The sequence below is a fragment of the Sinorhizobium sp. P24N7 genome (assembly GCF_042436655.1).
Classification (GTDB): domain Bacteria; phylum Pseudomonadota; class Alphaproteobacteria; order Rhizobiales; family Rhizobiaceae; genus Sinorhizobium; species Sinorhizobium meliloti_A.
The window spans coordinates 274,801-301,061 of the sequence record NZ_JBHMIW010000005.1; the positions used below are offsets into that span (position 1 = coordinate 274,801).

The 26,261-nt window shown below is 63.1% G+C and carries 26 protein-coding genes and 1 other RNA gene; 17 read left to right on the forward strand and 10 right to left on the reverse strand.

Translation table 11 applies throughout. The features are described 5' to 3' along the window. Window positions 1–7: 7 nt before the first annotated feature. Window positions 8–1,288 carry a diguanylate cyclase gene (locus ACFHWW_RS10800; protein ID WP_379938170.1) on the reverse strand — a complete coding sequence of 427 codons (1,281 nt, stop codon included), beginning with the start codon at window positions 1,286–1,288 and terminating at the stop codon, window positions 8–10. 122 nt (window positions 1,289–1,410) lie between these two features. Between ACFHWW_RS10800 and ACFHWW_RS10805 the strand changes: the two genes are divergently transcribed. Further along, window positions 1,411–2,100, forward strand: coding sequence for a phosphoribosyltransferase (locus ACFHWW_RS10805; RefSeq protein WP_275597675.1), 690 nt, complete (start codon window positions 1,411–1,413; stop codon window positions 2,098–2,100). A gap of 83 nt (window positions 2,101–2,183) precedes the next feature. Beyond that, complete coding sequence (locus tag ACFHWW_RS10810) at window positions 2,184–2,645, forward strand: GNAT family N-acetyltransferase (RefSeq protein WP_100671674.1); 462 nt, start codon at window positions 2,184–2,186, stop codon at window positions 2,643–2,645. A gap of 51 nt (window positions 2,646–2,696) precedes the next feature. On the opposite strand, the gene ACFHWW_RS10815 is transcribed toward ACFHWW_RS10810, so the two are convergent. From ACFHWW_RS10815 to ACFHWW_RS10825, 3 genes are all read right to left on the reverse strand, one after another. Then, window positions 2,697–5,249, reverse strand: coding sequence for an ATP-dependent helicase (locus tag ACFHWW_RS10815; protein ID WP_100671673.1), 2,553 nt, complete (start codon window positions 5,247–5,249; stop codon window positions 2,697–2,699). A gap of 124 nt (window positions 5,250–5,373) precedes the next feature. After that, on the reverse strand, window positions 5,374–5,784 hold the full coding sequence (locus ACFHWW_RS10820; RefSeq protein ID WP_018095422.1) for a carboxymuconolactone decarboxylase family protein: 411 nt from the start codon (window positions 5,782–5,784) through the stop codon (window positions 5,374–5,376). A gap of 16 nt (window positions 5,785–5,800) precedes the next feature. Continuing rightward, the gene (locus ACFHWW_RS10825) at window positions 5,801–6,622 is read right to left on the reverse strand and encodes a cyclase family protein (RefSeq protein WP_127711979.1); all 822 of its coding nucleotides are present in this window, start codon (window positions 6,620–6,622) and stop codon (window positions 5,801–5,803) included. A 320-nt stretch (window positions 6,623–6,942) separates the two neighbouring features. Here ACFHWW_RS10825 and ACFHWW_RS10830 point away from each other — a divergent pair, with 320 nt between their 5' ends. Together ACFHWW_RS10830 and ACFHWW_RS10835 are read left to right on the forward strand one after the other, a co-directional pair. Further along, window positions 6,943–8,139 carry an efflux RND transporter periplasmic adaptor subunit gene (locus ACFHWW_RS10830; protein ID WP_100671671.1) on the forward strand — a complete coding sequence of 399 codons (1,197 nt, stop codon included), beginning with the start codon at window positions 6,943–6,945 and terminating at the stop codon, window positions 8,137–8,139. Next, complete coding sequence (locus tag ACFHWW_RS10835) at window positions 8,136–11,270, forward strand: efflux RND transporter permease subunit (protein WP_379938173.1); 3,135 nt, start codon at window positions 8,136–8,138, stop codon at window positions 11,268–11,270. The genes ACFHWW_RS10830 and ACFHWW_RS10835 overlap by 4 nt, the downstream gene beginning before the upstream one ends. A gap of 55 nt (window positions 11,271–11,325) precedes the next feature. Here ACFHWW_RS10835 and ACFHWW_RS10840 read toward each other — a convergent pair whose 3' ends face one another. After that, window positions 11,326–11,760 (reverse strand): DUF1772 domain-containing protein, encoded by a 435-nt coding sequence (locus ACFHWW_RS10840; RefSeq protein WP_100671669.1) that lies wholly within the window; start codon window positions 11,758–11,760, stop codon window positions 11,326–11,328. A 453-nt stretch (window positions 11,761–12,213) separates the two neighbouring features. Between ACFHWW_RS10840 and ACFHWW_RS10845 the strand changes: the two genes are divergently transcribed. Continuing rightward, on the forward strand, window positions 12,214–13,620 hold the full coding sequence (locus ACFHWW_RS10845; protein ID WP_379938174.1) for an FAD-binding oxidoreductase: 1,407 nt from the start codon (window positions 12,214–12,216) through the stop codon (window positions 13,618–13,620). Window positions 13,621–13,720: 100 nt separating this feature from the next. Continuing rightward, the gene (locus tag ACFHWW_RS10850; protein WP_379938266.1) at window positions 13,721–17,455 is read left to right on the forward strand and encodes an AsmA-like C-terminal region-containing protein; all 3,735 of its coding nucleotides are present in this window, start codon (window positions 13,721–13,723) and stop codon (window positions 17,453–17,455) included. Between the two features lie 41 nt (window positions 17,456–17,496). On the opposite strand, the gene ACFHWW_RS10855 is transcribed toward ACFHWW_RS10850, so the two are convergent. The 4 genes from ACFHWW_RS10855 to ssrA form a co-directional block, all read right to left on the reverse strand. Continuing rightward, window positions 17,497–17,739: a ribbon-helix-helix domain-containing protein gene (locus ACFHWW_RS10855; RefSeq protein WP_379938175.1), complete on the reverse strand. Its 243-nt coding sequence runs from the start codon at window positions 17,737–17,739 to the stop codon at window positions 17,497–17,499. A gap of 82 nt (window positions 17,740–17,821) precedes the next feature. After that, a complete protein-coding gene (locus tag ACFHWW_RS10860; protein WP_127711993.1) occupies window positions 17,822–18,037 on the reverse strand; it encodes a DUF4169 family protein in 216 nt (71 codons plus the stop codon). A 21-nt stretch (window positions 18,038–18,058) separates the two neighbouring features. After that, window positions 18,059–18,574 carry an SspB family protein gene (locus ACFHWW_RS10865; RefSeq protein WP_127711995.1) on the reverse strand — a complete coding sequence of 172 codons (516 nt, stop codon included), beginning with the start codon at window positions 18,572–18,574 and terminating at the stop codon, window positions 18,059–18,061. Window positions 18,575–18,777: 203 nt separating this feature from the next. Then, window positions 18,778–19,137: a transfer-messenger RNA gene (gene ssrA / locus ACFHWW_RS10870) on the reverse strand. Between the two features lie 149 nt (window positions 19,138–19,286). On the opposite strand from ssrA, the gene ACFHWW_RS10875 reads away from it, so the two are divergent. Then, window positions 19,287–19,595 carry a DUF2853 family protein gene (locus ACFHWW_RS10875; protein WP_100671663.1) on the forward strand — a complete coding sequence of 103 codons (309 nt, stop codon included), beginning with the start codon at window positions 19,287–19,289 and terminating at the stop codon, window positions 19,593–19,595. Between the two features lie 113 nt (window positions 19,596–19,708). Here ACFHWW_RS10875 and ACFHWW_RS10880 read toward each other — a convergent pair whose 3' ends face one another. Beyond that, entirely contained in the window at window positions 19,709–20,155 is a 447-nt protein-coding gene (locus tag ACFHWW_RS10880) for a DUF2267 domain-containing protein (protein ID WP_338283919.1), read from the reverse strand. 301 nt (window positions 20,156–20,456) lie between these two features. Here ACFHWW_RS10880 and ACFHWW_RS10885 point away from each other — a divergent pair, with 301 nt between their 5' ends. From ACFHWW_RS10885 to ACFHWW_RS10930, 10 genes are all read left to right on the forward strand, one after another. Further along, window positions 20,457–20,663 carry a hypothetical protein gene (locus tag ACFHWW_RS10885; protein ID WP_379938176.1) on the forward strand — a complete coding sequence of 69 codons (207 nt, stop codon included), beginning with the start codon at window positions 20,457–20,459 and terminating at the stop codon, window positions 20,661–20,663. Window positions 20,664–20,673: 10 nt separating this feature from the next. Continuing rightward, a complete protein-coding gene (locus tag ACFHWW_RS10890; protein WP_010969715.1) occupies window positions 20,674–20,916 on the forward strand; it encodes a hypothetical protein in 243 nt (80 codons plus the stop codon). A gap of 44 nt (window positions 20,917–20,960) precedes the next feature. Beyond that, window positions 20,961–21,179: a hypothetical protein gene (locus ACFHWW_RS10895; RefSeq protein ID WP_100671661.1), complete on the forward strand. Its 219-nt coding sequence runs from the start codon at window positions 20,961–20,963 to the stop codon at window positions 21,177–21,179. A gap of 160 nt (window positions 21,180–21,339) precedes the next feature. Continuing rightward, window positions 21,340–22,134: a thymidylate synthase gene (locus ACFHWW_RS10900; protein WP_275597680.1), complete on the forward strand. Its 795-nt coding sequence runs from the start codon at window positions 21,340–21,342 to the stop codon at window positions 22,132–22,134. 62 nt (window positions 22,135–22,196) lie between these two features. Then, window positions 22,197–22,802: a glutathione S-transferase gene (locus ACFHWW_RS10905; RefSeq protein WP_018095406.1), complete on the forward strand. Its 606-nt coding sequence runs from the start codon at window positions 22,197–22,199 to the stop codon at window positions 22,800–22,802. Then, window positions 22,795–23,358 carry a dihydrofolate reductase gene (locus tag ACFHWW_RS10910; RefSeq protein ID WP_379938178.1) on the forward strand — a complete coding sequence of 188 codons (564 nt, stop codon included), beginning with the start codon at window positions 22,795–22,797 and terminating at the stop codon, window positions 23,356–23,358. The genes ACFHWW_RS10905 and ACFHWW_RS10910 overlap by 8 nt, the downstream gene beginning before the upstream one ends. 194 nt (window positions 23,359–23,552) lie before the next feature. Next, entirely contained in the window at window positions 23,553–24,641 is a 1,089-nt protein-coding gene (hflK, locus tag ACFHWW_RS10915) for an FtsH protease activity modulator HflK (protein WP_100671658.1), read from the forward strand. Next, window positions 24,638–25,570, forward strand: coding sequence for a protease modulator HflC (hflC, locus tag ACFHWW_RS10920; RefSeq protein WP_379938179.1), 933 nt, complete (start codon window positions 24,638–24,640; stop codon window positions 25,568–25,570). Before hflK ends, hflC begins: the two co-directional genes overlap by 4 nt. 7 nt (window positions 25,571–25,577) lie before the next feature. Further along, entirely contained in the window at window positions 25,578–25,763 is a 186-nt protein-coding gene (locus ACFHWW_RS10925) for a DUF2065 domain-containing protein (protein WP_018095402.1), read from the forward strand. Window positions 25,764–25,768: 5 nt separating this feature from the next. Continuing rightward, entirely contained in the window at window positions 25,769–26,155 is a 387-nt protein-coding gene (locus tag ACFHWW_RS10930) for an ACT domain-containing protein (protein WP_003534920.1), read from the forward strand. Window positions 26,156–26,261: the final 106 nt, after the last annotated feature.

The window sequence follows — 26,261 nt, forward strand, 5'->3', positions numbered from 1 at the left end:
CGAGAAGTCACGCGGAGTGGCGCAGTTCCGACCGGGCGGCACGCGCTTCGCGCAATTGCGCGGCGGCTGCCGCGAGGGCGCGGGCGCTGGCGTCGATGCGGCGATCCCTTGCCACCGAGCAACGGTCGCGTCCATCCGCCTTTGAGTCGTAGAGAGCAAGATCGGCGCGTATCATCACGTCGGCAATCGTTTCGCCCGCTATGGCGGCGGCGATCCCGATGCTCACGGTCAAACGGATGCGCTGATGCGAGCGGCCGGCAGGCGTCTCGCGCACCACGCGGCAGATGTCCTCCGCCAGCGCCTTTGCCTGCTCTTCCGTGTGATCCGGCAGGACGATGCCGAATTCCTCGCCACCGATCCGTCCGAGGACGCCCCGTCCGGCGAGGAAAGCCGAGACGGTTTCGGCAAAATGCGCGAGCGCCATGTCGCCGCAGGCGTGCCCGTACTGATCGTTGATCTGTTTGAAGAAATCGAGGTCGAGCAGCAGGAAGGCAGCCGGCTCCTGGCGTGCCAGGCACTCGGCGAAGATCCGCTCGCCCTCTTCCATGAGCGTCCCGCGCGACAGCGCACCGGTCAAGCCGTCGCGTGCGATCATAGCCCTCAACCCGGCGATGATGCGGGCCTGCATCGTAAGGAACACGGCCAGGAAGACGAGGGGAAGGCACAGCACCCGCATGGTGACGAGCAGGAAATCAAACAGCATCGAAGCGGGCGGGCCCGGGGGCCCCGGCAAGACGTGCGACGATGGGCCGAGAACATGAGCAAGGGCGGTGAAAACCACGGCGGCGGAGCCGACGACTACGATCCCGATCGCCGGCTTTTCGCTCGGCCAGCGGTCGGCTGCGGCCAGACCAAGGACGAAAAGTGGAGCCGCGACAACGCCCGCAACGACAATCAGGGCCGCGGCCGGACTGTCATGGCCGCCGAGCGCGATGATGAAGCCGAGCACGCCGCTCGTGAATGCGAGCACCAGACAAAGCGATGCCGGCATCGACGATGCGAGGAACCAGCGGAGGCCCTGTAGGACGAAGAAGAGGGAAACGGCAAGACCCGCATAGCCGAACATTGCAGCGACCGGCGCCTGCAACGCCGCCGCGACCGTCAAAGCGCCTGCCGAAGCTGCCGAGAGCGCGCAACCCGCGGAGAACTCCCGAACAGCGGAGACCGGCCGCAGAGAAAGGAGAACGGGTAGCATGGCAAGAAGGGCGATGACCGGTATGGCGGAGAGAAAGCTCATTTCGAAACGGCCTGTCGTGCTAAAATAAAGTGCGGCTTGCGTTTCAGCCATTATGCAAGGCCATTGGTAACGATGGCGCATTAACGAAAGCTGGCGAAATTCGCTGCAATTTGAGCGATCACTCTCTCCATGGTTGTGGCAATCGGTAGCGGCGCTTTTCAGGGAGCGATGTCATGGCCCAGGAAGGCATATCCTTTGCAGACATACCCTTTGCAGACAGGGCCGATGCGGGTCGAAGGCTTGCTCGCGCCATCGAAGCGCATCTCACCGAGAAAGCGGACTTCGCCGACCCGCTGGTGATGGCGTTGCCGCGCGGCGGCGTACCGGTGGCCTTCGAGGTGGCAAAAACCCTCGGCGCGTCCCTCGAACTCCTCATCGTTCGCAAGATCGGCGCACCCGGTCATCCCGAATTCGGTCTCGGAGCGCTGGTCGACAGCGACGAGCCGCAGGTCGTCCTCAATGCCGAGGCAATGCGTATCGTCAGTCCTTCCGAGAAGTACGTGCAGGCGGAGACCGAGCGGCAAAGGCTCGAACTCGCGCGCCGCCGCGTCCTCTATCTGGGCGATCAGACGCGAATTTCTCCAAGCGGGCGCAATGTCATCATTGTCGATGACGGTATTGCCACGGGGGGAACGGCCAAAGCTGCGGCGAAAGCCCTGCGGCAGGCAGGCGCCGCGGCGCTGATGCTCGCCGTTCCGGTCTCGCCGAAGAGCGCGATCGTCGCCCTGCGGGACGAGGTGGACCGGCTCGTCTGTCTCGCCACCCCCACCCCTTTCCATGCGGTCAGCGTCTATTACGACGATTTCGAGCAGACCACGGATGCCGAGGTGATCGCGCTGTTGAGACAGGCGAGGGGCGGATAAACGGGGTCTTGCGCTGGGGCGGTGACACAGGCTTCCGGCAAAGATAGTTGTAGTGCGCCTGAATTTGCGAACGGGGATTGAGAATGTCCGACTATCTTGCCATACGCCCGGTAACGCGCCTCGACTATGAGCAGTGGTTGCCGCTTTGGAACGGCTACAACGCCTTTTACGGCCGAGCCGGTGAAACGGCGCTCCCTCCCGACATCACCCAGATGACCTGGTCGCGCTTCTTCGATGCCTATGAGCCGATGCATGCGCTGGTCGCCGAAAGCGAAGGGCGGCTCATCGGATTGACGCACTATATTTTCCACCGCAGCACGACGTCGATCCAGCCGAACTGCTATCTGCAAGACCTTTTCACCGATGGGGCCGCCCGCGGCAAGGGGGTCGGCCGGGCGCTTATCAACGGCGTCTACGAAGCGGCGAAACGCGCGGGGTCGCCGCGCGTCTATTGGCTGACCCACGAGACCAACCACACGGCGATGCAGCTCTACGACAAGGTGGCCGAGAAGTCGGGCTTCGTCATGTATCGAAAGATGTTTTGAGGGCTGGGATAGGGTAGAGCGGAAAAGCGCTGCACATTTTTCCGGAAGTGCTTACACCGGCTCTACGAACCCATCCAGCACGCGCTTCTGCCCGGCGCGGTCGAAATCGATCGTCAGCTTGTTGCCCTCGATCGCCGCGATGTTGCCGTTGCCGAACTTGATGTGGAAGACCCGGTCGCCGACATTGAAACGGGAGGGCTCGGCGCTCGTCGACTTGGCGACGAGCTCGCCTTCGATGGTGCGGGTGCGGGGCCCCGATTCGCCGTAACCGATGCGTTCGATGGCGTGGCCGGAGCGGGTGCCCCAATTGTCGCGGGTGGCGTCCGAGCGGTGCTGCTGGGCGCGCTTCCAGCCGGGCGTCTGATAATTGTTCTCGAAGGGATCGGCCTTGTCGAAGCGCGACTGGCCGTAACCGCCGCGACCGTAGCCGCCATAAGAGACCTCCTGTTCGGCGACTTCCACATGGGCGAGCGGCAACTCGTCGAGGAAACGTGAGGGAAGCGTCGATTGCCAGAGGCCGTGGATGCGGCGGTTCGAAACGAACCAGATATGACAGCGGCGCTTGGCGCGGGTGATGCCGACATAGGCGAGGCGGCGTTCCTCCTCCAGACCTGCGCGGCCGCCCTCGTCCAGGGCGCGCTGATGCGGGAACAGCCCTTCCTCCCACCCCGGCAGGAAGACGGTGTCGAATTCCAGCCCCTTGGCCGAATGCAGCGTCATGATGGAGACGGCGTCCATATTCTCGTTCTGCTCGGCGTCCATCACGAGGGCGACGTGCTCGAGAAAGCCGCGCATGGATTCGAAGGCTTCCATCGAACGAATGAGTTCCTTCAGGTTTTCCAGGCGCCCGGGCGCTTCGGCCGATTTGTCGGCCTGCCACATGGCGGTATAGCCGCTCTCGTCGAGGATCTGCTCTGCAAGTTCGGTGTGCGGCGTCGATTCGAGCAAAGCCTGCCAGCGGCGGAAATCGGCGACGACGTCGAAGAGGCCCTTGCGCGCTTTCGGCTTCAATTCGTCCGTCTCGACGATCTCGCTCGCCGCGGACAGCATCGGGATGTCGCGGGCCCGGGCATAGTCGTGCAGGGTACGGACGGTCGTCTCGCCGAGGCCACGCTTCGGCGTGTTGACGATCCGCTCGAAGGCGAGATCGTCGGCGGGCTGACAGACGAGGCGGAAATAGGCCATGGCATCGCGAATTTCGAGCCGCTCATAGAAGCGAGGGCCGCCGATGACGCGATAGTTGAGGCCGAGCGTGACGAAGCGGTCTTCGAACTCGCGCATCTGGAATGAGGCGCGCACGAGGATCGATATGTCGTTCAGGTTGTGCTTCTTGCGCTGGAGCTGCTCGATCTCTTCGCCGATCGCGCGAGCCTCCTCCTCGGAATCCCAGGCGGCATGAACATGCACTTTCTCGTCGTCGGGATTGGTGCGCTCGGTAAAGAGCGTCTTGCCGAGCCGGCCCTCGTTATGGGCAATCAGATGCGCCGCCGCGCCGAGGATATGCTCGGTCGAGCGGTAGTTGCGCTCCAGCTTGATGACCTTGGCGCCGGGGAAATCCTTCTCGAAGCGGAGAATGTTGTCCACCTCGGCGCCGCGCCAGCCATAGATCGACTGGTCGTCGTCGCCGACGCAGCAAATGTTGACGGTGGGCTTTCTCTCTTCGGCGCCAGGGGAATGCCCCTCCCCAACCGCTCCCCACGAGGGGGAGGGGCTGGACTGCGGCGCCGCAGGGCTTGGGGAGGGGTTGTTCTTCCCGGAACCCTGCGTCCGCTGGGCCAGCAGCCTCAGCCACATATATTGCGCCGTGTTGGTATCCTGGTACTCGTCGACGAGGATGTAGCGGAACTTGGCGTGATACTCCTTCAGCACGTCCGGATTGGCGCGGAACATGCGGATCGGATGCAGCAGCAAATCGCCGAAATCGCAGGCATTCAGGGTCAGCAGCCGGTTCTGGTAGGCGGCATAGAGTTCGCGGCCCTTGCCGTTGGCAAAGGCGCGGGCATCGCCTTCCGGGATTTGCGACGGGTCCAGGCCCTTGTTCTTCCAGGTGTCGATCATGCCGGCGAACTGCTTGGCCGGCCAGCGCTTGTCGTCGAGACCCTCCGCCTGGATGAGCTGCTTGATAAGTCGAACGACATCGTCGGTGTCGAGGATGGTGAAATCGGACCGCAGACCCACCAGCTCGGCATGGCGGCGGAGGAGCTTGACCCCGATCGAGTGGAAGGTGCCGAGCCAGGGCATGCCCTCGACGGCGTGGCCGACGAGCACGCCGATGCGCTCCTTCATTTCCCGCGCCGCCTTGTTGGTGAAGGTGACGGCGAGGATCTGCGAGGGATAGGCGCGGCCGGTCGAAAGGATATGGGCGATCCGCGTGGTCAGAACGCGCGTCTTGCCGGTGCCGGCGCCGGCGAGCACGAGCACCGGACCTTCCAGCGCCTCGACTGCCTCCCGTTGCTCCGGGTTGAGCCCGGAGACATAGTCCGGTCGCTGCGCCTTGTCGCGGGCGGCCATGGCGCGCGCCGCGATGCCGCCGCCGGCGGCGGCGGGTTTCCGCGGCGCGGGTTCCTCGTCGAAAAAGGGAATATCGTCAAAACCTTTGGTCATGCGGCCCAATGTAGTGATTCGGGACCGAAAGGCCAGAAAGGATGTTCTTCTTTTATTCCGGAACCTTCGCCCGCTCGCGCATGCCTGTGGAAAGACTGATGTTTTCAGGTCGGCATGCCGCCGTTTATGTTTTGCCGGACGCGTCGAACACCGGATCGACCGGGACCTGCAGGGCCGTCGCCAGCTGGTTGGTCTTGGCGGCGAGCGAAATGACGCGCAGGAGATCCGCGTGCTCGGCGTCCGTCATTCCCTTGGTCCTTGCGGCGGCGGTGTGGGAATGAATGCAGTAGCCGCAGCCATTGCTCACGGAAACCGCGATATACAGCATTTCCTTCACCAGCGGGTCGAGCGCCGAAGGCGTCGCCATTACCGCCTTGACCTCCGCCCAGGTCCGCTCCAGCAGTTCGGGGTCGAAGGCGAGCCAGAGCCACATATTGTTGATGAAGTCCGATTTCCGAGTCGCCCGGATGTCGTCGAAGACGGCCTTGACGCGTGGGTCGGATTCGGGACCGGATGGCGGCGCCACAGTGCTCATGCTTACTCCATGCGTTTCAAACGAGGGCGAAGACGCGGGCCGGGCCGCCGGTGCCGCCACGGTGCTTTGGTGCGCCGAGGACCAGCGTCGCGCCCTTGGCCGGCACCTTGTCGAGATTGGCGGCCGCCTCGAGGCCCCAGCGGCCTTCCGGCAGCCAGGCGTAATGGGTGGCGAAATCGGGCGAAATGCCGTGATCGAGCGAGAGGGTATCGACGGCGATGCCGGCTGCCTTCGTGTCCTCGATCAGGAACTTGGCCGCTTCCACGTGAAAGCCGGGGAAATGCATCTTACCGGCCGTGTCTGCATTGCGGAACTTGTCGGTACCGAGATGATCCGACCAGCCCGACAGCATGGCGACGCAGGCGTTTTCGGGAATGTCTCCATTGGCCGCAATCCACGCCTTGATGTCGTCCGGCGTCAGCTGCGCATCCGGATCGGCGGCCGCCTTCTCGCGGATGTCGACGACGCAGAGCGGCACGAGCAGCTTGTCGAGGGGCAACTCGGCGACTGAAAGGCCGTCGGCGGAGAAGTGCAGCGGCGCGTCGACATGAGTCCCGGTGTGCTCGTTCACCCGAAGTTCGAACAGGTTGAACTTGTGTTCGGCATATTTGAACTTCTGCTCCCGGAAGAATTGCTGCTGACCGAAGAAAGTCGGAAACTCCTCATGAAGTTCATGGGTGAGATCGGTGACGCTGCCGTGGCCGGCGGCAAGCGCCGGAGGTGCGATCCCCATGCCGGCGGCGGCAATGCCTGCCGTACCGACCGCGGCCGCACGGAGCAAACTCCGCCGCGACATCATCCGCTGCTTGACCGATTCGATGACGCATGCATCGCACATTGCCGTCTCCCTTCGTGTCGAGAGCCGGCCCGAAACAGCCGCCGGCGACGAACAGAATAGCCGAGCCACGCAAGCTGTAAACATGCCGCCGACCCGCCGCCAGCGTGTGCGGTTCAGGACGGGCGCAGGGGCCATCATGCCGCCACCAAAATCGCTTTTGTTACAATTGCGTAATGATGCCATTCCGAGATTGCCCGGACGTCTGCAAACAACGATAATCGGCGCAAATCGGAACGTTCCATCGGGTGCGCGCCTCGTTGGAGCGCCCTTTTCTTTTGGAGGGCTTTTTCTTTTGGAGAGCTTTTCTTTTGGAGACATGAATGCGCTTTTGGAATCAGCTCGCGATCAGCGTCGTCGTCCTCGCCGTCGGGGGCGCCGCGTGGGTGCGCTTTGCGCCCGGCGCGGGTGAGACCTTGGCGGCGATCGGGGTTTCGCAACCGTTGATCGATGCGTTGTCGGGACCAAAGGACGGCGAAGGGGCAGGGGGCGGTTCGGGCAATGGCGAGCGCGGGCAGGGTCGACGCAGCGGCTTCGCGGAAGCCCCCCTGGTCGTCGTTAAGCCTGCCGAGCGCGCCGTCGTCAACGACAGGCTGAACGCGATCGGCAACGGCGAAGCGATCCGCTCGGTTACGGTGACGCCGACCGCAACGGGAAATCTCACGGAAATACTGGTGAAGTCGGGCGACAGGATCACGGAAGGCCAGGTTATCGCGCGCCTCGACAGCGACGACCAGATGATCGCTGCCGAGCAGGCGCGGCTGACCCGCGACAGTGCCCGGGAGAAGGTCGAGCGCTACCGCAATCTCAGCACCGCGCGCGCAGTGACGGCCGTCGAGGTGCGTGACTCCGAAATCGCGCTGCAGGCAGCCGAACTGGCGCTGAAAACCGCCGAGCTCGACCTGAAGCGTCGCGACATCGTGGCGCCCTCCAAGGGGGTGGTCGGGATCATCACCGTCAATATAGGAGATTACGTCACGACCTCGACGCCGATCGCCGTCGTGGACGACCGGTCGCAGATCCTCGTCGATTTCTGGGTGCCCGAGCGCTTCGCAGGCAAGATCTCCGTCGATCAGCCGGTGACCGCGAGCGCGATCGCGCAGCCAGGGCGTGCACTCCAGGGCGTCGTTCACGCGATAGACAACCGCCTCGACCCGGAGAGCCGGACGCTCCGGGTCCGGGCGCGACTCGAGAATCCGGATGACATGCTGCGCGCCGGCATGTCCTTTTCGGTCACCGTGGCATTCGACGGCGACCGATATCCCACCGTCGACCCGCTGGCGATCCAATGGAGCTCCGAAGGCTCCTTTATCTGGCGGGTCAAAGGCGACAAAAGCGAGCGCGTGCCGATCAAGATCATCCAGCGCAATCCCGACAGGGTGCTTGTCGATGCGGACCTCGCCGAGGGCGACCGCGTCGTGACCGAGGGCGTGCAGCGGCTTCGCGACGGCGGCGTGGTGCGGATCGCCGGCGAGCCTGCGGCCGAGGCCGAGCAGAAGGTCGCGGGAGACGCGAAATGAATATCGGCATGGGAGGCCATCAACCAGGCGGAGGGCAGGGCGGAAAGACGGGTTTCACCGCGCTTTTCATCCGCCGGCCGATCTTCGCCCTGGTCGTCAACACGCTGATCGTCGTGGCCGGTCTTGCCGCCTGGAACGGCGTCGAGATCCGCGAACTGCCGCAGGTCGACCAGCCGGTGGTTTCGGTCACGACCGAGTTCGACGGCGCCTCGCCGGAAACGATCGACCGTGAAGTGACCTCGGTCATCGAAGGTGCCGTCTCGCGCGTGCAGGGCATCAAGGGCATTTCGTCTTCCTCGTCATTCGGGCGCAGCCGGGTGACGCTCGAATTCTCCGACACGACCGATATCGGCCAGGCGGCCAACGACGTTCGCGATGCGCTCGGCCGGATCACCGGCCAATTGCCTGATGATGCCGACGAGCCGCGCATCGTGAAGGCGGATTCCGACAGCCAGCCGATCATGCGCCTTGCATTGACCTCCGACACGATGAGCATGGACGACATGACGCTGCTCGTCGAGAACGAGATCAGCGACCGGCTGGCCGCGGTCGAAGGCGTTGCCGACGTCACCGTCTACGGCGACCAGGAGAAGATTTTCCGTATCGACCTGAATCAGGCGAAGCTCGCCGGACGCGGAGTCACCGTGGCCAATCTTCGCGAGGCGCTTTCCGACGCCTCCTACGATGTGCCGGCGGGCTCGCTGACGAGCGCAAGTCAGGACATCTCCGTTCGGGCGACGGCCGACCTCCAGACGCCCGAGCAGTTCGAAAACCTGATGCTCGGCAACAATGTCCGGCTTCGCGACGTCGCGACCGTGACCCTCGGCCCGGATACGGGCACTTCGGCGCTGCGCTCCAACGGCCGCGAGGGTATCGGCCTCGGCATCATCCGCCAGGCCCAGTCGAACACGGTCGATATTTCCGAGGGCGTGCGCAGCGTCGTGGACGCGATCTCCTCGGATATCCTGCCGCCCGGAACCGAGCTCAAGATCACCAGCGACGATGCGGTGTTCATCAACGGCGCCATCCATGAGGTGGAGATCGCACTCTTCGTCGCCGTTTTCATCGTCACCCTCGTCATCTACCTGTTCCTGCTCGACTGGCGCGCGACGCTCATCCCGACCATAACCATGCCGATCGCGCTGATCGGAACGGTGGCCGCGATCTATCTTGCGGGCTTCTCGATCAACATCCTGACGCTTCTGGCGATCGTGCTTGCGACCGGGCTCGTCGTCGATGATGCGATCGTGGTGCTCGAAAATATCGTGCGGCGCCGGGCCGAGGGCCTCGGTCCGCGCGCCGCCGCCGTCCACGGTACGCTCGAGGTCTTCTTCGCCGTGCTCGCAACCACGGCTACGCTGGCGGCCGTGTTCGTTCCGCTCTCCTTCCTGCCGGGGCAGACGGGCGGGCTCTTCCGTGAATTCGGCTTCGTGCTCGCCTTCTCGATCCTCCTGTCGTCCTTCGTCTCGCTGACGCTCTGTCCGATGCTCGCCTCGCGCATGCTGACGAAAGAGCCGCATGAGCATGAGGGGGTGATGCAGCGCTTCGGCCGGCGCGCTTCCGCCTTCTACCGCGTGACGCTTCGCGCCTGCCTGAATGCGCCGCTCATCGTCTTCGCGGTGGCCGCCTTCTTTACCGCCGTCGGCGCTTTGGGCTTTCTGACGCTCAAGTCGGAGCTGACGCCGAACGAGGACCGTTCGCAGGTCATGCTGCGGGTCAACGCGCCGCAGGGCGTCTCGCTGGAATACACGCAGGCACAGCTGCGCCGCATCGAAGAGGGCCTGCAGCCGCTGCTCAAATCCGGCGAGATCAGCAATGTGTTCTCGATTTCCGGTCAGGGCGGCTCGGCCAATAGCGGCTTCATGGTCCTGACGCTTGCCCCATGGGAAGCGCGCGAGCGTACGCAGGGCCAGATCGTCGCCGACATCAACAGGGCGACGTCGAAGATCCCGTCGGTTCGCGCCTTCACCATCCAGGCGAACAGCCTCGGTATCCGCGGTGCCGGCAGCGGCCTGCAGGTCGCGCTTGTCGGCAATGATTACACGAAGCTGGGCGACGCGGCGGCGAAGCTCGTCAGGGCGATGGAGGATACCGGCCGCTTCGAGAATGTGAGGCTCAACTACGAGGCCAACCAGGCGCAATTGTCGGTGACGATCGACCGGGAGCGCGCCTCCGACCTCGGCGTGGACATAGGTGGCCTCTCCTGGGCGCTGCAGGCGATGCTCGACGGCAGCAGCGTCGTCGATATCTTCGTGGAAGGAGAGGCCTATCCGGTCAAACTGCTCTCTTCCACCGAGCCGCTCAACGACCCGACGGATCTGCAGAACATCTTCGTCAAGGCCGGCGACGGCCGCATCGTGCCGATGTCGTCCATCGCCACGGTCGAGGAGAAGGCAGTGGCGCCGCAGCTTTCCCGCGAATCGCAACTGCGCGCCGTTTCGCTGTCGGCCGGGCTGAAGTCCGATCTCGCACTCGGCGAGGCGCTGTCGATGGTCGAGGAGATGGCCGAACCCCTTCTGCCGCCCGGATCGCGGATCATGCCGCTTGCCGAAGCCACGACGCTGGACGAGAACGCCAACGGCCTGTTCGTTACCTTCGGCTTCGCGCTCGTCATCATCTTTCTGGTGCTTGCGGCGCAATTCGAAAGCTTCGTAAGCGGCCTCATCATCATGTCGACCGTGCCGCTCGGTCTCGCCTGCGCCGTCTTCGCAATGATCGTGACCGGCAACACGCTCAACATCTATAGTCAGATCGGACTCGTCATGCTGGTCGGCATCATGGCCAAGAACGGCATCCTGATCGTCGAATTCGCCAACCAGCTCCGCGACCGTGGGCAGGACGTCCGCAGCGCCATCGAGAATGCCGCCAATATCCGTCTTAGGCCGGTGATGATGACAATGATCGCGACTGTCGTGGGCGCGGTACCGCTGGTTCTGGCAAGCGGTGCCGGCGCCGAAGCGCGCATCGCCCTCGGCTGGGTGCTCGTGGGTGGGTTGGGTCTGGCGGTGGTCGTGACGCTCTATCTGACCCCCGTCGCCTATCTGGTCATTGCCCGCTTTACCAAGCCGCATGCCGACGAGGAGCGGAAGCTGCTGGAGGAGATGAAGGCGGCCGAGGTGCTCAAGATCTGACATGAGCGAGATCTGAGGCAGCGGCAGGTGGCGCGGCGCAATTGCCGCGGGCTCGTCAGAAGCCGCCTGCTGCGGCAGCGAGATAGATGAGGGTAGCGAGCGCACCGAGGGCGCTGCGGCCGGCATGGAGCCTGCCCCAGCGCTCGATCAGTTCGCGGGTTTCCGCATTCGCCTGATCCGGACGGGTCGTCTCCAGGCGCTGGTTGACGGGCATGATGACGAAAAGCGTATAGGGCCAGTTGAGTATGATGACGGCCGCTCCCAAGCCCCAGAGCGCATCGCCTGACTGCCACCATGCCACAGCGCCGAGGAGGCAGGAAACGATCGCGAGAGGAGCCTGCATCTCGAAGCCGCGCCGATAGGCGGGTACCCATTCCCGCAGCGCTGCACCTCCGTCCAGCGCCAGTCTGGCAGGCTGTTCAGCCACATTGATGTAAATGGCGGCGCCGAAGAAAATCGACGCGGTGATCAAAGCAAGCAGCCCGAACATGCGACGTTCTCCCTTTCCGGACATAATACCCTATAGGCCTGCAAACAAAAGGCGCATTCGCTGCGGTGCCCTCCAGTCGGCCGGACTTGTGACAAGCCGGTATCACCGGCGGTAATTTTTTGACGCGATGCCGCTCCAAACCGGTGAACTTCTGGACAAAGTGATTCCGATTTGCACAGTAGCCCATTGAAATGTAAGCGCTTCCGGTCGGCCGGGTGGCTGGGGCGCGTGCGGACAAGGACGGTGTCGATCTTCGAAGCCGTCCAAAGCGCCCGCGACGGATTTGCGAGAGTGGAGACGGGAGAGTGAGCCCTCGCGTATTTTCCTTGTCGCGCCGGACCGGGTGCCCTTAATTCGAGTGCGAATTGGAGATAGATTGTGCGGGCGCTCAAGACGAAAGAGCGCTCTTCCGGGGCCGCGAAGGCGCATCGGGAGATGAGAAGGAGAATTTTCGTGGCGGTGAACGCAATCCGGGCAGGGGCGAGAAACGAGAACGGTATCGCGGCGGCCAAAACACACCTCGCCACACGCTTCGGCGATCGATTCCAGACCGGTGAAGCGATCCGGGCCCAGCACGCCCACACGACGACCTACATTCCCGCGCAGCTGCCCGATGCCGTGGTTTTCCCCGAAAGTGCAGCCGAGGTGCGCGAGGTCGTGGAGATCGCATGTGAGCACCGCGTGCCGCTCATCCCCTTCGGAACGGGCTCTTCGCTCGAAGGTCACGTCAACGCGCCCCATGGCGGCATTTCGGTCGACATGATGCGGATGAACCGGGTGCTTGCGGTCAATGCCGACGACCTGGACTGCACGGTGGAGCCGGGCGTGACGCGGGAGGAACTCAACAGCTACCTGCGCGACACCGGTCTCTTCTTCCCGATCGATCCGGGCGCCAACGCCTCGATCGGCGGCATGGCGTCGACGCGTGCATCGGGCACCAATGCGGTGCGCTACGGCACCATGAAGGAAAACGTGCTCGCCGTCACGGCCGTCGTCGCCGGCGGGCGCGAAATCACGACGGCCCATCGGGCGCGCAAGTCGTCGACCGGCTATGACCTGACGCGCCTCTTCGTCGGCGCGGAAGGCACCCTCGGCATCCTCACCTCGATCACGCTGCGCCTGCAGGGCATACCGGAGGTGATTTCCGGCGGCGTCTGCCCTTTTCCGACGATTGCCGACGCCTGCAATGCCGTGATCCTGACGATCCAGTCCGGCATCCCGGTGGCGCGCATAGAACTCCTGGACGCGTTGCAGATGAGGGCGTGCAATGCCTATTCGGGCCTGACCTACCAGGAAACGCCCACCCTTTTCGTCGAATTCCACGGCAACGGGGAGAGCGTCGAGCTGCAGTCCCGTCAATTCGCCGAAATAGCGTCGGAATTCGGTTCTACGGGTTTCATCTGGACGACCAATCCGGAAGAGCGGGCACGGCTCTGGAAGGCACGGCACAACGCCTACTGGGCGCAGAAGAGCCTCATGCCCGGGCGCGCCATTCTCTCCACCGACGTCTGCGTGCCGATCTCGCGTCTTGCCGACTGCGTCGCGGCGACGCATGAAGACATTGCTGCGCATGGTTTGGTCGCGCCGATCGTCGGGCACGCCGGCGATGGAAATTTTCATGTGGGGCTGCTCTTCGACGACACGGATGCGGCTGACGTGGCGAAGGCGGAGGCTTTCGTCGAGCGGCTGAATGGGCGGGCGCTCTCCATGGACGGCACGTGTACGGGCGAACATGGGATCGGGCAGGGCAAGATGCCGTTTCTTGCGGCCGAACTCGGCGATGCGCTGGATCTGATGCGGCAGATCAAACGCTCTCTCGATCCCGACAACATCTTCAATCCGGGCAAGATCTTTGCCTGAGACTTGCAAAACCGGTTCAAAGCCGCAATGCAAGGGACGGACGAACTGACGGGAATGTGACACGGTGCTGGCGCGAATTCTGGTTACCCTCGGAGGACTGTTGGTCGTCGCGCTCTTTGCCGCGCTGATCGCACCCCTGTTTATCGACTGGACCAGCTTCCGTGCCGATTTCGAGCGGGAGGCAAGCCGCATCATGGGCAAGCCCGTGGTGGTCCATGGCAGCGTCGATGCGCGTCTCATTCCCTTTCCTACGGTCACGCTCAACGACGTGCGCGTCGGAGCGAGCGACGGCGGCGCACCGCTGATTCAGGTCGCGCAGTTTTCGATGAGCGCGGAGCTTGCGCCCTTCCTGAGCGGCGAGGCACTGATCTTCGACATGCGGCTCGACCGGCCGAAGGCGCGGCTCCGGCTCCAGCCCGATGGCACGCTGGATTGGGCACGCGGGTCGCGCGCCGCGATTCCCGCCAATACGGTCATCCTGGAAAGGGTGGAGATCGCCGACGGCGAGATCGAGTTCGTGGATGAGCAGACGGGGCGCACACGCCTGGTCAGTGAGCTCTCCGCCGACCTCTCCGCCCGCACGCTCGCCGGGCCCTGGAAGGTCGAAGGCCGTGCGACGCTCGACGGTGAGGCGGGAAGCTTCTCATTGACGAGCAACACTGTCGACGAAACAGGCGCCTTGAGCCTGCGGGCGCGGCTGGTGCCGGACGAACGGCCCTTCGGCGTGGAGCTCGACGGCGATCTGAAGATCGTCGATTTCAGACCGGTTTATGCCGGGCGCTTCACGCTCACGGAGAACCGGCCCGCCAGCGAGGTCAAGGCGGACGGCGCCCTTCGTATCAACGGCGAGTTCCAGCTTACCAATGAAAGCATCCGCGTACCGGAATACCATTTCGAAATAGGGCCGCCCGACGATCCCTATATCGTCACCGGCGAGGCGACGCTCGACACCGGCAAGGACCAGCGGTTCCTGCTGATCGCCGACGGCCAGCAGATCGATGTCAGCCGCATCGGCAATTCCGGCAGCAGCGGCAAGACGGGGCGCGATCCGGCCGTCTCGCTACGCCAGCGGATCGACGCAATGCTGGCGATCGCCGCCGATATCCCGATCCCGCAGGTGCCGGGACGCGCCAGTCTGAAACTTCCGGCGATCGTGATCGGCGACACGACGGTGCGCGACGTTCGCCTTGACGTCCGGCCCGACGGCGCCGGCTGGATCGTCGACAATGCGGTCGCACTCCTGCCCGGCCGCACGCAACTGGAAGCCAAGGGCCGGCTGAGCCTCAAGGAGCAGCGCTCCTTTCGCGGGGACCTCGTCATCGCTTCGAACCAGCCGTCGGGATTCGCGAACTGGCTGGCGGGATCGGTCGATCCGGAGATACGCACGCTGAAAACGGCCGGGTTTTCGGCGACGGTCAATCTGACGGACACTCTGCAGCAGTTTGAAAACCTTGAAGTGGCGGCGGGTCCGGCCACGCTGCGCGGCAGGATCGAGCGCCAGTCCTTCGCCGAGCAGCCGCCCGCGCTGTCGCTGCAGTTGAAAGGCAACCGCATAGATATGGAGGCGCTTCAGGCCCTCGCCGGTCTTGTCGCGGGCGACGCCTCCACCGGGACGTTGCTGCAGCACGCCATCGCCGCCGATCTTTCCGCCGAGACATTCTCCGCCTTCGGTGAGGAAGCGCAGGACGTTCAGGCGGTACTCACCTTCAAGAACGGCCAGCTCCAGGCGGAGCGCGTGGCGATCGGCGCTCTTTCCGGCGCACAGCTTGCGTTTTCCGGCCGCATCAGCGGCGGGCTCGAAAAACCGGTCGTGTCGGCGAAGATGAAACTCGCCGCGGAGGAGCTTACGCCCTTCCTCGAAATGATCGGACGGCATAGCGCGGCCCATCCGGCGCTGGCACGGCTGATCAAGGCCGGACCCTATTACTCGGACGCTGCTTTCGACGTAACGCTGACGGCCGGCAACAAGGAGGGGAACGCACCCTTCACCTTCGGCGTAATCGGGACCGCCAACGGAGGCAAGATAGCCGCCAGCTATCAGGCGCCCGATGTCGCCCAGGCGCTCGCCGGCCAGGGCATGCTGCTGGAGGCGACGCTCGAGAATCCGCAGACATCCGTTCTCCTGGGGCAGGCCGGATTGGACCCGCTGCCCTTCGAAGCGGACGCAAACGGCATTCTTGCCATAAAGCTGCAGAGCACGGAGGGCTCGAAGGCAAATGGTTCGCTGACCTTCACCACGGAGCGGACGTCGCTTGCGGCGAACGGTGTCTTCGATCTTGCGCGCGCGCACTACCTCGAAGGGCAGGGGAAGCTCACCCTGAAGTCCGAGGACCTGGAGCCCTATCTGCTGTTGCAGGGCATCGGGCTGCCGCAGATGGGCAGCGGTTTGCCGGTAACGGTCTCGGCCGAGTTTGCGACCGATGCCGAAAAAATCGCAGTGACCGCAATCGAGGGCAAAGCCGACCAGAACGGCTTTGCCGGCGCGCTTTCGATCGACCGCAAGGTCCTCGGCAAGGCGCAAGGGGAGCTTTCGGTCGATGCCCTCGATCTCGCCTGGCTCGGCGAAGGAATTCTGGGGCAGGTTCACGACGCAAGCACCGGGGGACTGGCGCTGGCACCGGTCGTAAAACCGGCATGGACCGGGCTCGATGTGGCGCTCAACGTAAGTGCGAAGCGCTTCTGGCCAGGCGTCTACGGTCCGGTGACCGGCTTTGCCGGGCAGCTGCAATGGAAGGGAGATGAACTCGCACTCAGCGATGCGACGGGAGACTGGCTGGGGGGCAAGCTCGCGGGGCGGCTGCAAATCGGCAATGCCAACGGCTCCGGCTACCTGCGCTCGAAGTTCGATCTCACAGGTGCCGACATTGCCGAAACGGGTTGGGTACGGCCGACGGGCCCGGTGGCGACCGGCCGCTTCGATCTTGCCGTGGCGATGGAGGCTGCCGGCGCAACGCCGCAGGCAATGGTGCAATCGCTCAGCGGATCTGGAACGGCGACCTTGAACGGGCTTACGCTCAACGGCATCAATACGGCGGCGCTGCCGCAACTGATGGCGGCGGCGGACGCAATGAAGACCGATATCTCGCCCGATGCGATCCGCAAGGCTGCAGAGAACCTGCTCTTCACCGGCCAGTCGGTCGTCGGTGCTGTGAAGGTGCCCTTCGGCATTGCAGGCGGAACCGTCAGGGCGCAGAACGTCACCGCCGGTGATGGCAACGCCGCTTTCAGCGGGGAGGCCGCTTTCGACTTGCCTGCAGGGCGAATGAGCGGGGCGATCGATCTGACCTTCCGTCCCGGCGAGGAGGCGCTTGCGGGAGCCGAGCCTCGCGTCCGGTTCTCCTATGCCGGGCTGCTTGCATCGCCCGGCGTGACGATCGATGTCACGGAGCTGTCGAACTTCCTGTCGCTCAGAGCCTTCGAGCGCGAGCGCAGGCGTGTCGAGACACTACAGGCGAATGTGCTCGAAAAGCAACGCTTGCGCCGCGAGGTCGCGCTTTATCGGGGGCGCGCGGCGGAGCGTGAGCAGCAGCGCTTGCGGACGATCGCCGAGGAGCGCCGCCGTCAGGCAGCGGCGGCGGAAGCGGCGCGGATGCGGGCGGAGGCGGAAGCACGGGCGGCCGCTGAACGCCGTGCGGAGGATGAGGAGCGGCTGAGAATGCGGCAGCTGCCGCCGCGCAGCATCGGTCGCCAGCAGACGCCTGTCGCTCCATCGCAGGATGCCCGGCGCGGCGGCCAGTTGCCATCGCCTTCCGGCAACCCGGGCGGGCAAAATGCCGGACCACCGGCTGGTCAGGGCCTGAATTTCGATTTGCTTCCCGACATTACCGTGCAGTAGCAGGCGACCGGCGAGCAACGGCATTGTTCCCGGAGGTGGCTCTATGCCTCGCGCACCGTCCCTTCGCGTGCCTTGACCCAGGCGAGCACATAGACCCGTAAGGCCGACGCCAGATTTCCATCCTGGCCACGGCCGTCGTCGATCTCGGCAATGAGCCGCGCGAGCGGCATGTCGCGGTCCTTGGCGATGGATTTCAATTCCAGCCAAAAGGGTTCTTCGAGAGTGAAGCTGGTGCGGTGTCCGTGCAAGGTGGCCGAATGCTTGACGACCTTCCCCATGCTCATAAACGGATTCAAGCAGCTGCCGATCGGATTCGGAAAGCTGCCGCAAGTCCTTGAGTGGGAATCGCTTTTGCGGCTGCGGTCGTCACGGCTTCTTCCGGTCGATTGAGGCCTCGCCGCCCGCTTGCTCGAGCCTGCCGTGATCAAGCGTCTTTGCGGCCTTTTCGTTCAAGGCCTTGGTCAGGGCCTTCTCGGTCTTGCTGCGGCCGAAGGTAAGGCGATTCTGCTCGGCCTGCTTTTCCTTTTCAGTCCGAGCCTGGCGTTTGCGGAACTGACGCAGATTGATCACGTCGCCGGCCATGGTCCGCGCCTCCTCGCGTCGTCAGTTTTTCTTGCGGAAGGAATCGAGCGAGACGACGGAAGCGCCGCCGCCCTTCGGGCCGTCGGGTTTTTCCGTGCTTTCGTCAGTTGCGGCCTCGGCAGCTTCGTCGAGCGGATAAGCGGTTATTTCCGCCGAATCGGTTTCTTCTTCCTCACCGGCCGCCACATCGAACTCCAGTTCGAAGTTGACCGAGGGATCGTAGAAGCCGCGAATTGCATTGTACGGGATCACAAGCTTTTCCGGTGTGTCCGAGAACGAAAGGCCGATTTCGAAGCCGGTCTCGGTAACCTTCAGATCCCAGAACTGGTGCTGGACGACGATCGTCATCTGTTCCGGATATTTGGCCTTGAGATGTTGCGAGATCCGGACACCGGGCGCACCGGTCAGGAACGTAATGAAGAAGTGGTGATCGCCGGGCAGGTGGCCCGTAGCGGAAACTTCGGCCAACACCTTGCGAATGACGCCGCGAAGCGCGTCCTGCGCCAGAATGTCGTAGCGAATATGGTCCTGGCCCATTTGGTCCCCGTTCTCTTCAAGTCACTTGATGCATGATTCCTGCAACCGGAACTCCATTCAGGAAATCATGCAGCGATTCAAGGTGCTACAGCCAAACCTGCGCCTTGACTATGTCGGCGCCGTGGCCTGCTCCTTCATTGCCCGTCTGTTTATGACGAGTCAATTATTGAGGCATCTATAGACCATTTCACGACAGGGGAGAAGGTGAAGGCTTCTGTTGCCAGGTGCCTTCGGACCCCGCCTTACGGTGCTACCCGGAAGGACTTGATTTGAAGTGTCGCACCGCCGTTAGGCAGCGAGACGTGCTTCAGCATAGTTGTCGTTTGCAACTATAAGTTTAGCCCGATAACGGTGGTACAATGCCGAGCAAAAAGTCGATCTTTACGCCCTTGTCGATCCTATTTCGCCCCCATCAAAAGCCGGTCTGCACCAGGCCGGTTTTTGGTGGAGGCGCCGGGTACCGCCCCCGGGTCCAATGGGTTTATTGCATCGCCCGTTTATTGCCATAGCCGCCCGAAGACGGCACTCGTCATATAGGTCTTTCCGACTGCCAAGAAAAGGGCTTCTTGAGGGAAACGACGGATTTATGTCGGTCTCGCCAACTCCGCACGAAATGCTTGACTTACACGAGCGGCGTGAAAAACTCCGCCTGCTGCACGCGGTTCGCGAGAAGGGCGGCAGCTTTTGAGAGCAAGTGCAAAGTGGAGGCTTCATGACTGATTATCTTGCAGACGTGCAGAAGTATGACAGCAGCGCCGACGAAGCAGTTGTCAACAAGATCGTGCGCCATCTCGGTATCGCCCTTCGCAATAAGGATTCCGCCCTCGTTTCGGCGTCGGATCCAAAAGAACTGGAACGCGTCAAGGAAAAGTGGTGTGAGAAGAAGCTCGGCGTCGGCGGGTCAGATGCAGATGCCGCTGTTGCTGCGGCGGCCAAAGCGATGGCGGATGATCGCAGCAAGTCGCGTGTGACCTTCTACTATCTGGTCGCCAAGAATCTGGGCAAGCTCCAGACGCTCTGATCCAGGTTGGCCGGCAAAGCGCTTTCCGGTCGGCGACGAGCCGGCCGGGCGCCAGAGCTGCCCCGGCGGCGCCGTGACCCGGCGCCGATCTCTTTTATTCGCCCCCGTTTTGGCTATTCGCGGGCGCCGATGCTGTCGGGCCACAGCGACTGAATTTCTTTGGGCAAGGCGTCGCGTACCTTAGCAGTCTGGCCAAGGTCGACATGCCGTGCCAGGACCCGAAATACGCTACGCGCCGCGTCGGCCGGATTGACCGGCCGCGTATCCTTCATACCGTCCGCGATCCGGGCGAGAAATTCGTCGAGCGAACGAGTGCCCTTGTCCGGTGGGTGGTTCGGCCGGTATTGATCGTAGTAGGCGCCTCGTACGATCAGCGGAAGTTCCGCGCCGAGATGGGCCGCGATTTCCGGAGGAAGCCGGTCCCGCAGGACCCGCAGCACAACTGACAGGATGTGCCAGGCGACTTTCCGGTCGGGACCGTGTTGTTCCATGATCTCGCCGAGCCAGATATGGGTCGTTTGCAGTGTCTTCTCGAAGACGTCGAGACCTGTGGCGCTCATCGTCACCTCCCTTGCTTGATGGCTGAAGCGCAACTGCATGTCTCTTTGGCGGGAACCGGTTCAGGCGCCTAGAGCCCGTTCAGGCGTGAACATGCAGAATTTCGCGTCCCGCGAAGAACGCGGCGCTGTAGATTGGCCTAACAGCCATACGCCGCGATTGTTTCGCCGCTGCCGATAAATATGCTCCGCCTCGTGCTGCCGAAGGGGGCCGCGATTGCGGAACATTCACGGTTCAGTGCGGTTAAACGAGGAAGTGAACCAGGGGCGCCCCGGAACAAGTCGCAGAGCAGGAGGAAGGCCGATGACATCGTCCAAACATCCGAAGACACGCCGCCCGAGCGACAAGGACCTGAAGCAGGATCCCGGGATCGGACGCACGAAGGGCATTCGTGGACCGTCGGACTACGAAGCCCTGAAACGCGGCAACACTATCGAAGGAGATGTCGCGAACGACACGACCGCGCAAGGCGGCGCAAACCCGGACCAGCGCGGTCGCAGCAACAAATAGGAGCAAGGCAATGGTCGGCAGAAAGACGCAAGAGCAGCAGAAGCGCGTGCTGCAGGGCCGCGAGAACACCTCCAACGCAGACAAGGACTTCAATGCCGAAGCGGATCTGCACCGTTCCGACGCTTTGAGAAAGGCGCAACGCAAGGGACAGGATTTGAGCACCGAGCATGGCGATGCCCGCGAGGCGGACGATCGCAGCATTCTGCGTGGGAAAAATCAGGAGAGCAGGCATCACAAGGGCGCCGGCGACTGATGGAACTGGCCGGCATTTCCGAGAATAGCTGAAAGGAGACTGCGATGGCTCACGCCAGCAAGAAGAACATGGGAAAGCCCGACAAGGGCAAGGGCGACGGTAGCGGTGCGAAAACCGAACTGAAGGAAGGCGTCCTCGGCGAAAACGACGTCCTGTCGAACAGGGACAAGGCCCAGCATTCCGACTCGCGGGGCCTCGACGAGAGGGCGGTAAGGAACGAGCAGTATCAGGACCACGCCGCAAACCGACGCCCGTCGAAATGAACCGCCGGGCGCGTATGCCGGAGGTCTTGGGGCTGGTTGGCCCGATCGACGGACGGTCGTGCATGGCGACGCGAAGTGCGGGAAAACACCTTTCCACCATTGGTTCGCGCGGCGGTTCGTTCTATTTTCGACGCTACGAACGAATCGTCGGCGGAAAAGCATGCGACAATATCTCGATCTCCTCGAACATGTGATCACAACGGGAACCGACCGGGGCGACCGTACGGGTACGGGCACGCGCTCCGTTTTCGGTTATCAGATGCGCTTCGACCTGTCGCAGGGTTTTCCGGTGCTGACCACCAAGAAGCTGCATCTACGCTCGATCATTCACGAGCTTCTCTGGTTCCTCAGGGGCGACACGAACGTCGCCTATCTCAAGGAAAACGGGGTGAGCATCTGGGACGAATGGGCAGACGAAAACGGCGAGCTCGGACCGGTCTACGGCTATCAATGGCGCTCCTGGCCGACGCCCGGCGGCGGACATATCGATCAGATCGCGGCGCTCGTCGAAGGCCTGAAGACCAATCCTAATTCCCGCCGCCACATCGTTTCGGCCTGGAATCCGGCGCTTGTGGACGAAATGGCGCTCCCGCCATGCCACTGCCTGTTCCAGTTCTACGTGGCGGACGGGAAGCTCTCCTGTCAGCTCTACCAGCGCTCGGGCGATATCTTTCTCGGCGTACCCTTCAATATCGCTTCCTACGCTCTGCTGACGATGATGGTGGCGCAGGTGACAGGGCTCGAAGCCGGCGATTTCGTTCATACGCTTGGTGACGCACATATCTACCGCAACCACTTCGAACAGGCGCAGCTGCAACTGACGAGAACGCCGAAGCCGCTGCCGAAAATGGAAATAAATCCGGCGGTGAAGGATATATTTTCGTTTAGATTCGAAGACTTTGAGCTCGTCGGCTACGAAGCCGATTCACATATCAAGGCGCCGGTCGCGGTCTAGCTAAGCACTCCGGGCAAAGCCGGCTCCCGCGTTTCCCGGTGGTGCCCCAATGGGAGGTTTCCATGCTGACGCTGATCCACGCGCCTTTGTCGCGCTCATCGCGCATCATCTGGCTGCTCGAAGAACTCGGTGCCGACTACGACATCCGTTATGTCGATATCCGCCGTTGGGACGGATCCGGCGGCCCGGACGAAAACAATCCGCATCCGCACAAGCAGGTGCCGGCACTCCTCCACGACGGGACATTGATCTGGGAGTCGGTGGCGGTCGTGCAATATCTGACGGATCTCTATCCCGATTGCAGCCTGAGCCGGCCGCCCGGCCATCGCGAGCGCGGCGCCTATCTGTCGTGGCTCGCCTACTATGCCGGTGTCATCGAGCCGACCGCTCTCGCTCATATATCCGGAGTGACGGTGAACAATCCGGGGCTCGCGAGGCTTTACACCGAAATGTGCGCGCATGTGATCGACGCGCTTACGCGGCACACCTATCTCCTTGGCGAATCGATGAGCGCGGCCGATCTGTTGCTCGCAAGCGCATTGCAGTGGATGCGCAAGATCCTGCCGGAAAGCGATGTGATAGATCGCTATATTCGCGTCGTCACGGACCGGGCGGCGCTGGTTCGCGCGCGTGAAATCGACAGCAAGCCGAGTGGCTTTCATGACTGAGGCGGAGCAGAAGGTGACCACCCGACCGAAGATCGTTTTCGTCGTCGCTGTCGCAGCGAATGGAGTCATCGGCCGCGAGGGCGATCTGCCCTGGCGGCTCTCGACCGATCTCAAGCGCTTCAAGGCGCTGACGATCGGCAAGCCGGTCGTCATGGGACGTAAGACCTGGGCCTCGCTCGGGCGACCCTTGCCCGGCAGGCCGAACATCGTCATCAGCCGCAACCCCGATTTCGAGGCTCCCGGCGCGGAGGTGGCGCCGTCGCTGGAAGTGGCGCTCACGATCGCGCGGGAGCGGGCGGCCGCGGTCGGGGCCGACGAGATCTGCATCATTGGCGGCGGCGAGATCTACCGTCAGTCGATCGGCATGGCCGATGTGCTGCACGTGACCGAAGTGCAAGCGGAGGTGGATGGCGATACACGCTTCCCTTCTATCGACCCGGCGATTTTCGAAAAGGTGCTGGAGGAAGACCTTCCGCGCGGCGAGAAAGACAGCCACGCGATGCACTTCGTGACCTGGCGCCGCCGCACGTCGCCGCCAGAAGGTGCCGGAGCCTGAGCGGTCTGGGTGCTTATCCTCGCACTTGCCTATCGCTGCGGCGGGAGCGGTGAACAATTTTAACGCATTTACGGTGAACTCGGCCGTATCGCGTTGAAAGCAATGCACATGATACCTATAACGGGTTCACATCGTGACCGGCCGCAATGCCTGCGGGGCGTTCAGCGACAGAGTTTCTTGGAAGTGAGGATTTGATGCCCTGGAGCAATCAGAATGGCGGCGGCGGCGGCCCGTGGGGCGGCGGCGGCGGCAATCAGGGGCCATGGGGCCAGGGGCCCAACCGGCCACGCGGCGGAAGAGGTGGTCCGCCGGATCTGGAAGAGATCATCCGGCGTGGCCAGGATCAGTTGAAAAACGTGGTTCCGGGAGGCTTCAACGGCGGGATCTTCGTCATCGTGGGCCTGTTGGTCCTCGGCTTCGTTCTGCTGAATTCCATCTATACCGTTCAGCCGGATGAACGCGGCGTCGAGATGCGCTTCGGCAAGCCGAAGGAAGAAATCTCCATGCCGGGCCTGCACTATCACTTCTGGCCGCTCGAAACCGTCGAGATCGTCAAGGTGACGGAGCAGCAGCAGAATATCGGCGGCCGCACGGGCCAGTCGAATGCCGGCCTGATGCTCAGCGGCGATCAGAACATCGTCAACGTGCAGTTCTCGGTGCTGTTCTCGGTTACCGATCCGAAGGCCTATCTCTTCAATGTCGAGAACCCGGCCGACACGCTGCAGCAGGTGGCCGAAAGCGCAATGCGCGAGGTCGTCGGCCGCCGTCCGGCCCAGGATATCTTCCGCGACAACCGCCAGGCGATCGCCGCGGACGTGAAGAACACGATCCAGGCGACGATGGATGCTTACGGCGCCGGCATATCGGTGAATACCGTAGCGATCGAGGATGCCGCACCGCCGCGTGAGGTGGCCGATGCATTCGACGAAGTGCAGCGCGCCGAACAGGACGAGGACCGCTTCGTGGAGGAGGCGAACCAGTACGCCAACCAGGTGCTCGGCAGGGCTCGCGGCCAGGGCGCCCAGATCCGCGAAGAGGCAGCCGCCTACAAGGACCGCGTCGTCAAGGAAGCTCAGGGTGAGGCTCAGCGCTTCATCTCGGTCTACGACGAATATTCCAAGGCCCCCGAGGTCACGCGCAAGCGGCTTTACATCGAAACGCTGCAAGGCGTTCTCGGCAAGTCCAAGAAGGTCATCCTGGACGAAAAGAACGGCCAGGGCGTGCTGCCCTACCTGCCGCTCAACGAAATCGGCAGGCCCGTTCAGTCGGGAGGAAACCAATGATCAATAATCGCAGTTCAATAATCCTGATCGTCCTCGCCGCCGTCCTGTTCGTCGTCTATTCCTCGGTCTTCGTCGTGAACGAGCGCCAGCAGGCGATCGTCGTTCGCTTCGGTCAGATCCGGGAGGTGAAGAGCGAACCGGGTCTTTATTTCAAGCTTCCATTCGGCTTCATGGACGCCGATCGCGTCCAGTATGTCGAAGACCAGGCACTCCGTTTCGACCTCGACAATATCCGCGTGCAGGTCTCCGGCGGCAAATTCTACGAGGTGGATGCATTCGTCGTCTACAAGATCGCCGACCCCCGCCGCTTCCGGCAGACGGTTTCCGGAGACCGGGAATCTGCGGAGTCCCGGCTTAGGACGCGCCTCGATGCGTCGCTGCGCCGGGTCTACGGTCTGAGGGGATTCGAGGCGGCGCTTTCCGACGAGCGCGCATCGATGATGCGTGAGGTCCGTACGGACCTCAGCGCGGATGCCGAGTCGCTTGGTCTCAACATCGAGGACGTGCGCATCCGCCGCACGGACCTGACCCAGGAAGTCTCGCAGCAGACCTACGATCGGATGAAGGCGGAACGTCTGGCCGAAGCCGAACTGATCCGTGCCCGGGGCAACGAGGAAGGCCAGCGACGCCGCGCGATTGCCGATCGTCAAGTGGTCGAGATCGTCGCCGAAGCGCAGCGTGATTCGGAAATCCTGCGCGGTGAGGGCGAAGCGGAGCGGACGCAGATATTTGCCGACGCATTCCAGCGCGATCCGGGCTTCTTCGAGTTCTACCGGTCGATGGCTGCCTATGCGCAGTCGATCGGCAGCCCGGATACAACCATCGTGCTGTCGCCGCATTCGGAATTCTTCCGTTATTTCAACAGTGCGGACGGTGCGGGCCAACCGCCACCGAGCCCGGGCCTGGCGGCGCCGACCACCGCAGATTGAGCGGACGATGTCCGACTTTTTGACCGGTCTGGCTTTTTTCCTGATCATCGAGGGGCTGGTGTACGCACTGGCCCCTTTGGTTTTGGTGGAACTGGCGAGGCGATTGCCGTATGTCCCTGAACATCAGCTCCGATTGGCCGGATTGACTTCGGTGGCCGTCGGTGTCGGGCTCGTATGGTTGCTTCGAGGATAATGCGAATGCCACATAAATTGCTCATCCGGCTGGTCGATGCCGAATATGCCATTACCCGTTTGAACGTCGGATCCGCGATTCCGGAGTGGCTGCCGGGCCCGGGGTTCTGGACGGTTTCCAGTTCCCGCGAGGAAATGACGCTCGTCTGTCGTGCCGCCCGTGTCCCATCGAGCGTGCAGAGTTCGCTCGGCTGGCGCTGCTTCCGCATCGAGCAGCACTTCAGTTTCGACGTGCCAGGCGTTCTATCGTCGGTGCTGCGACCGCTCTCGGAGGCAGGTGTCGGCGTCTTCGCCAATTCCACCTTCAGCACCGATTACGTCTTCGTCGCGGGGTCCAACCTCGAGCAGGCCGTGGAGGCTCTGAAAGAGCACGGGCACGAAATAACCATCTGAGGCGCCGCCGGTTCGCTGCCCGGATCAGGAAATCGTGTTTGGACGCTTCGGAATTCCGCCGTATCTTCAAGAGAAGGTTCGCGTGATGCGCGTCTCGATCGGGTCG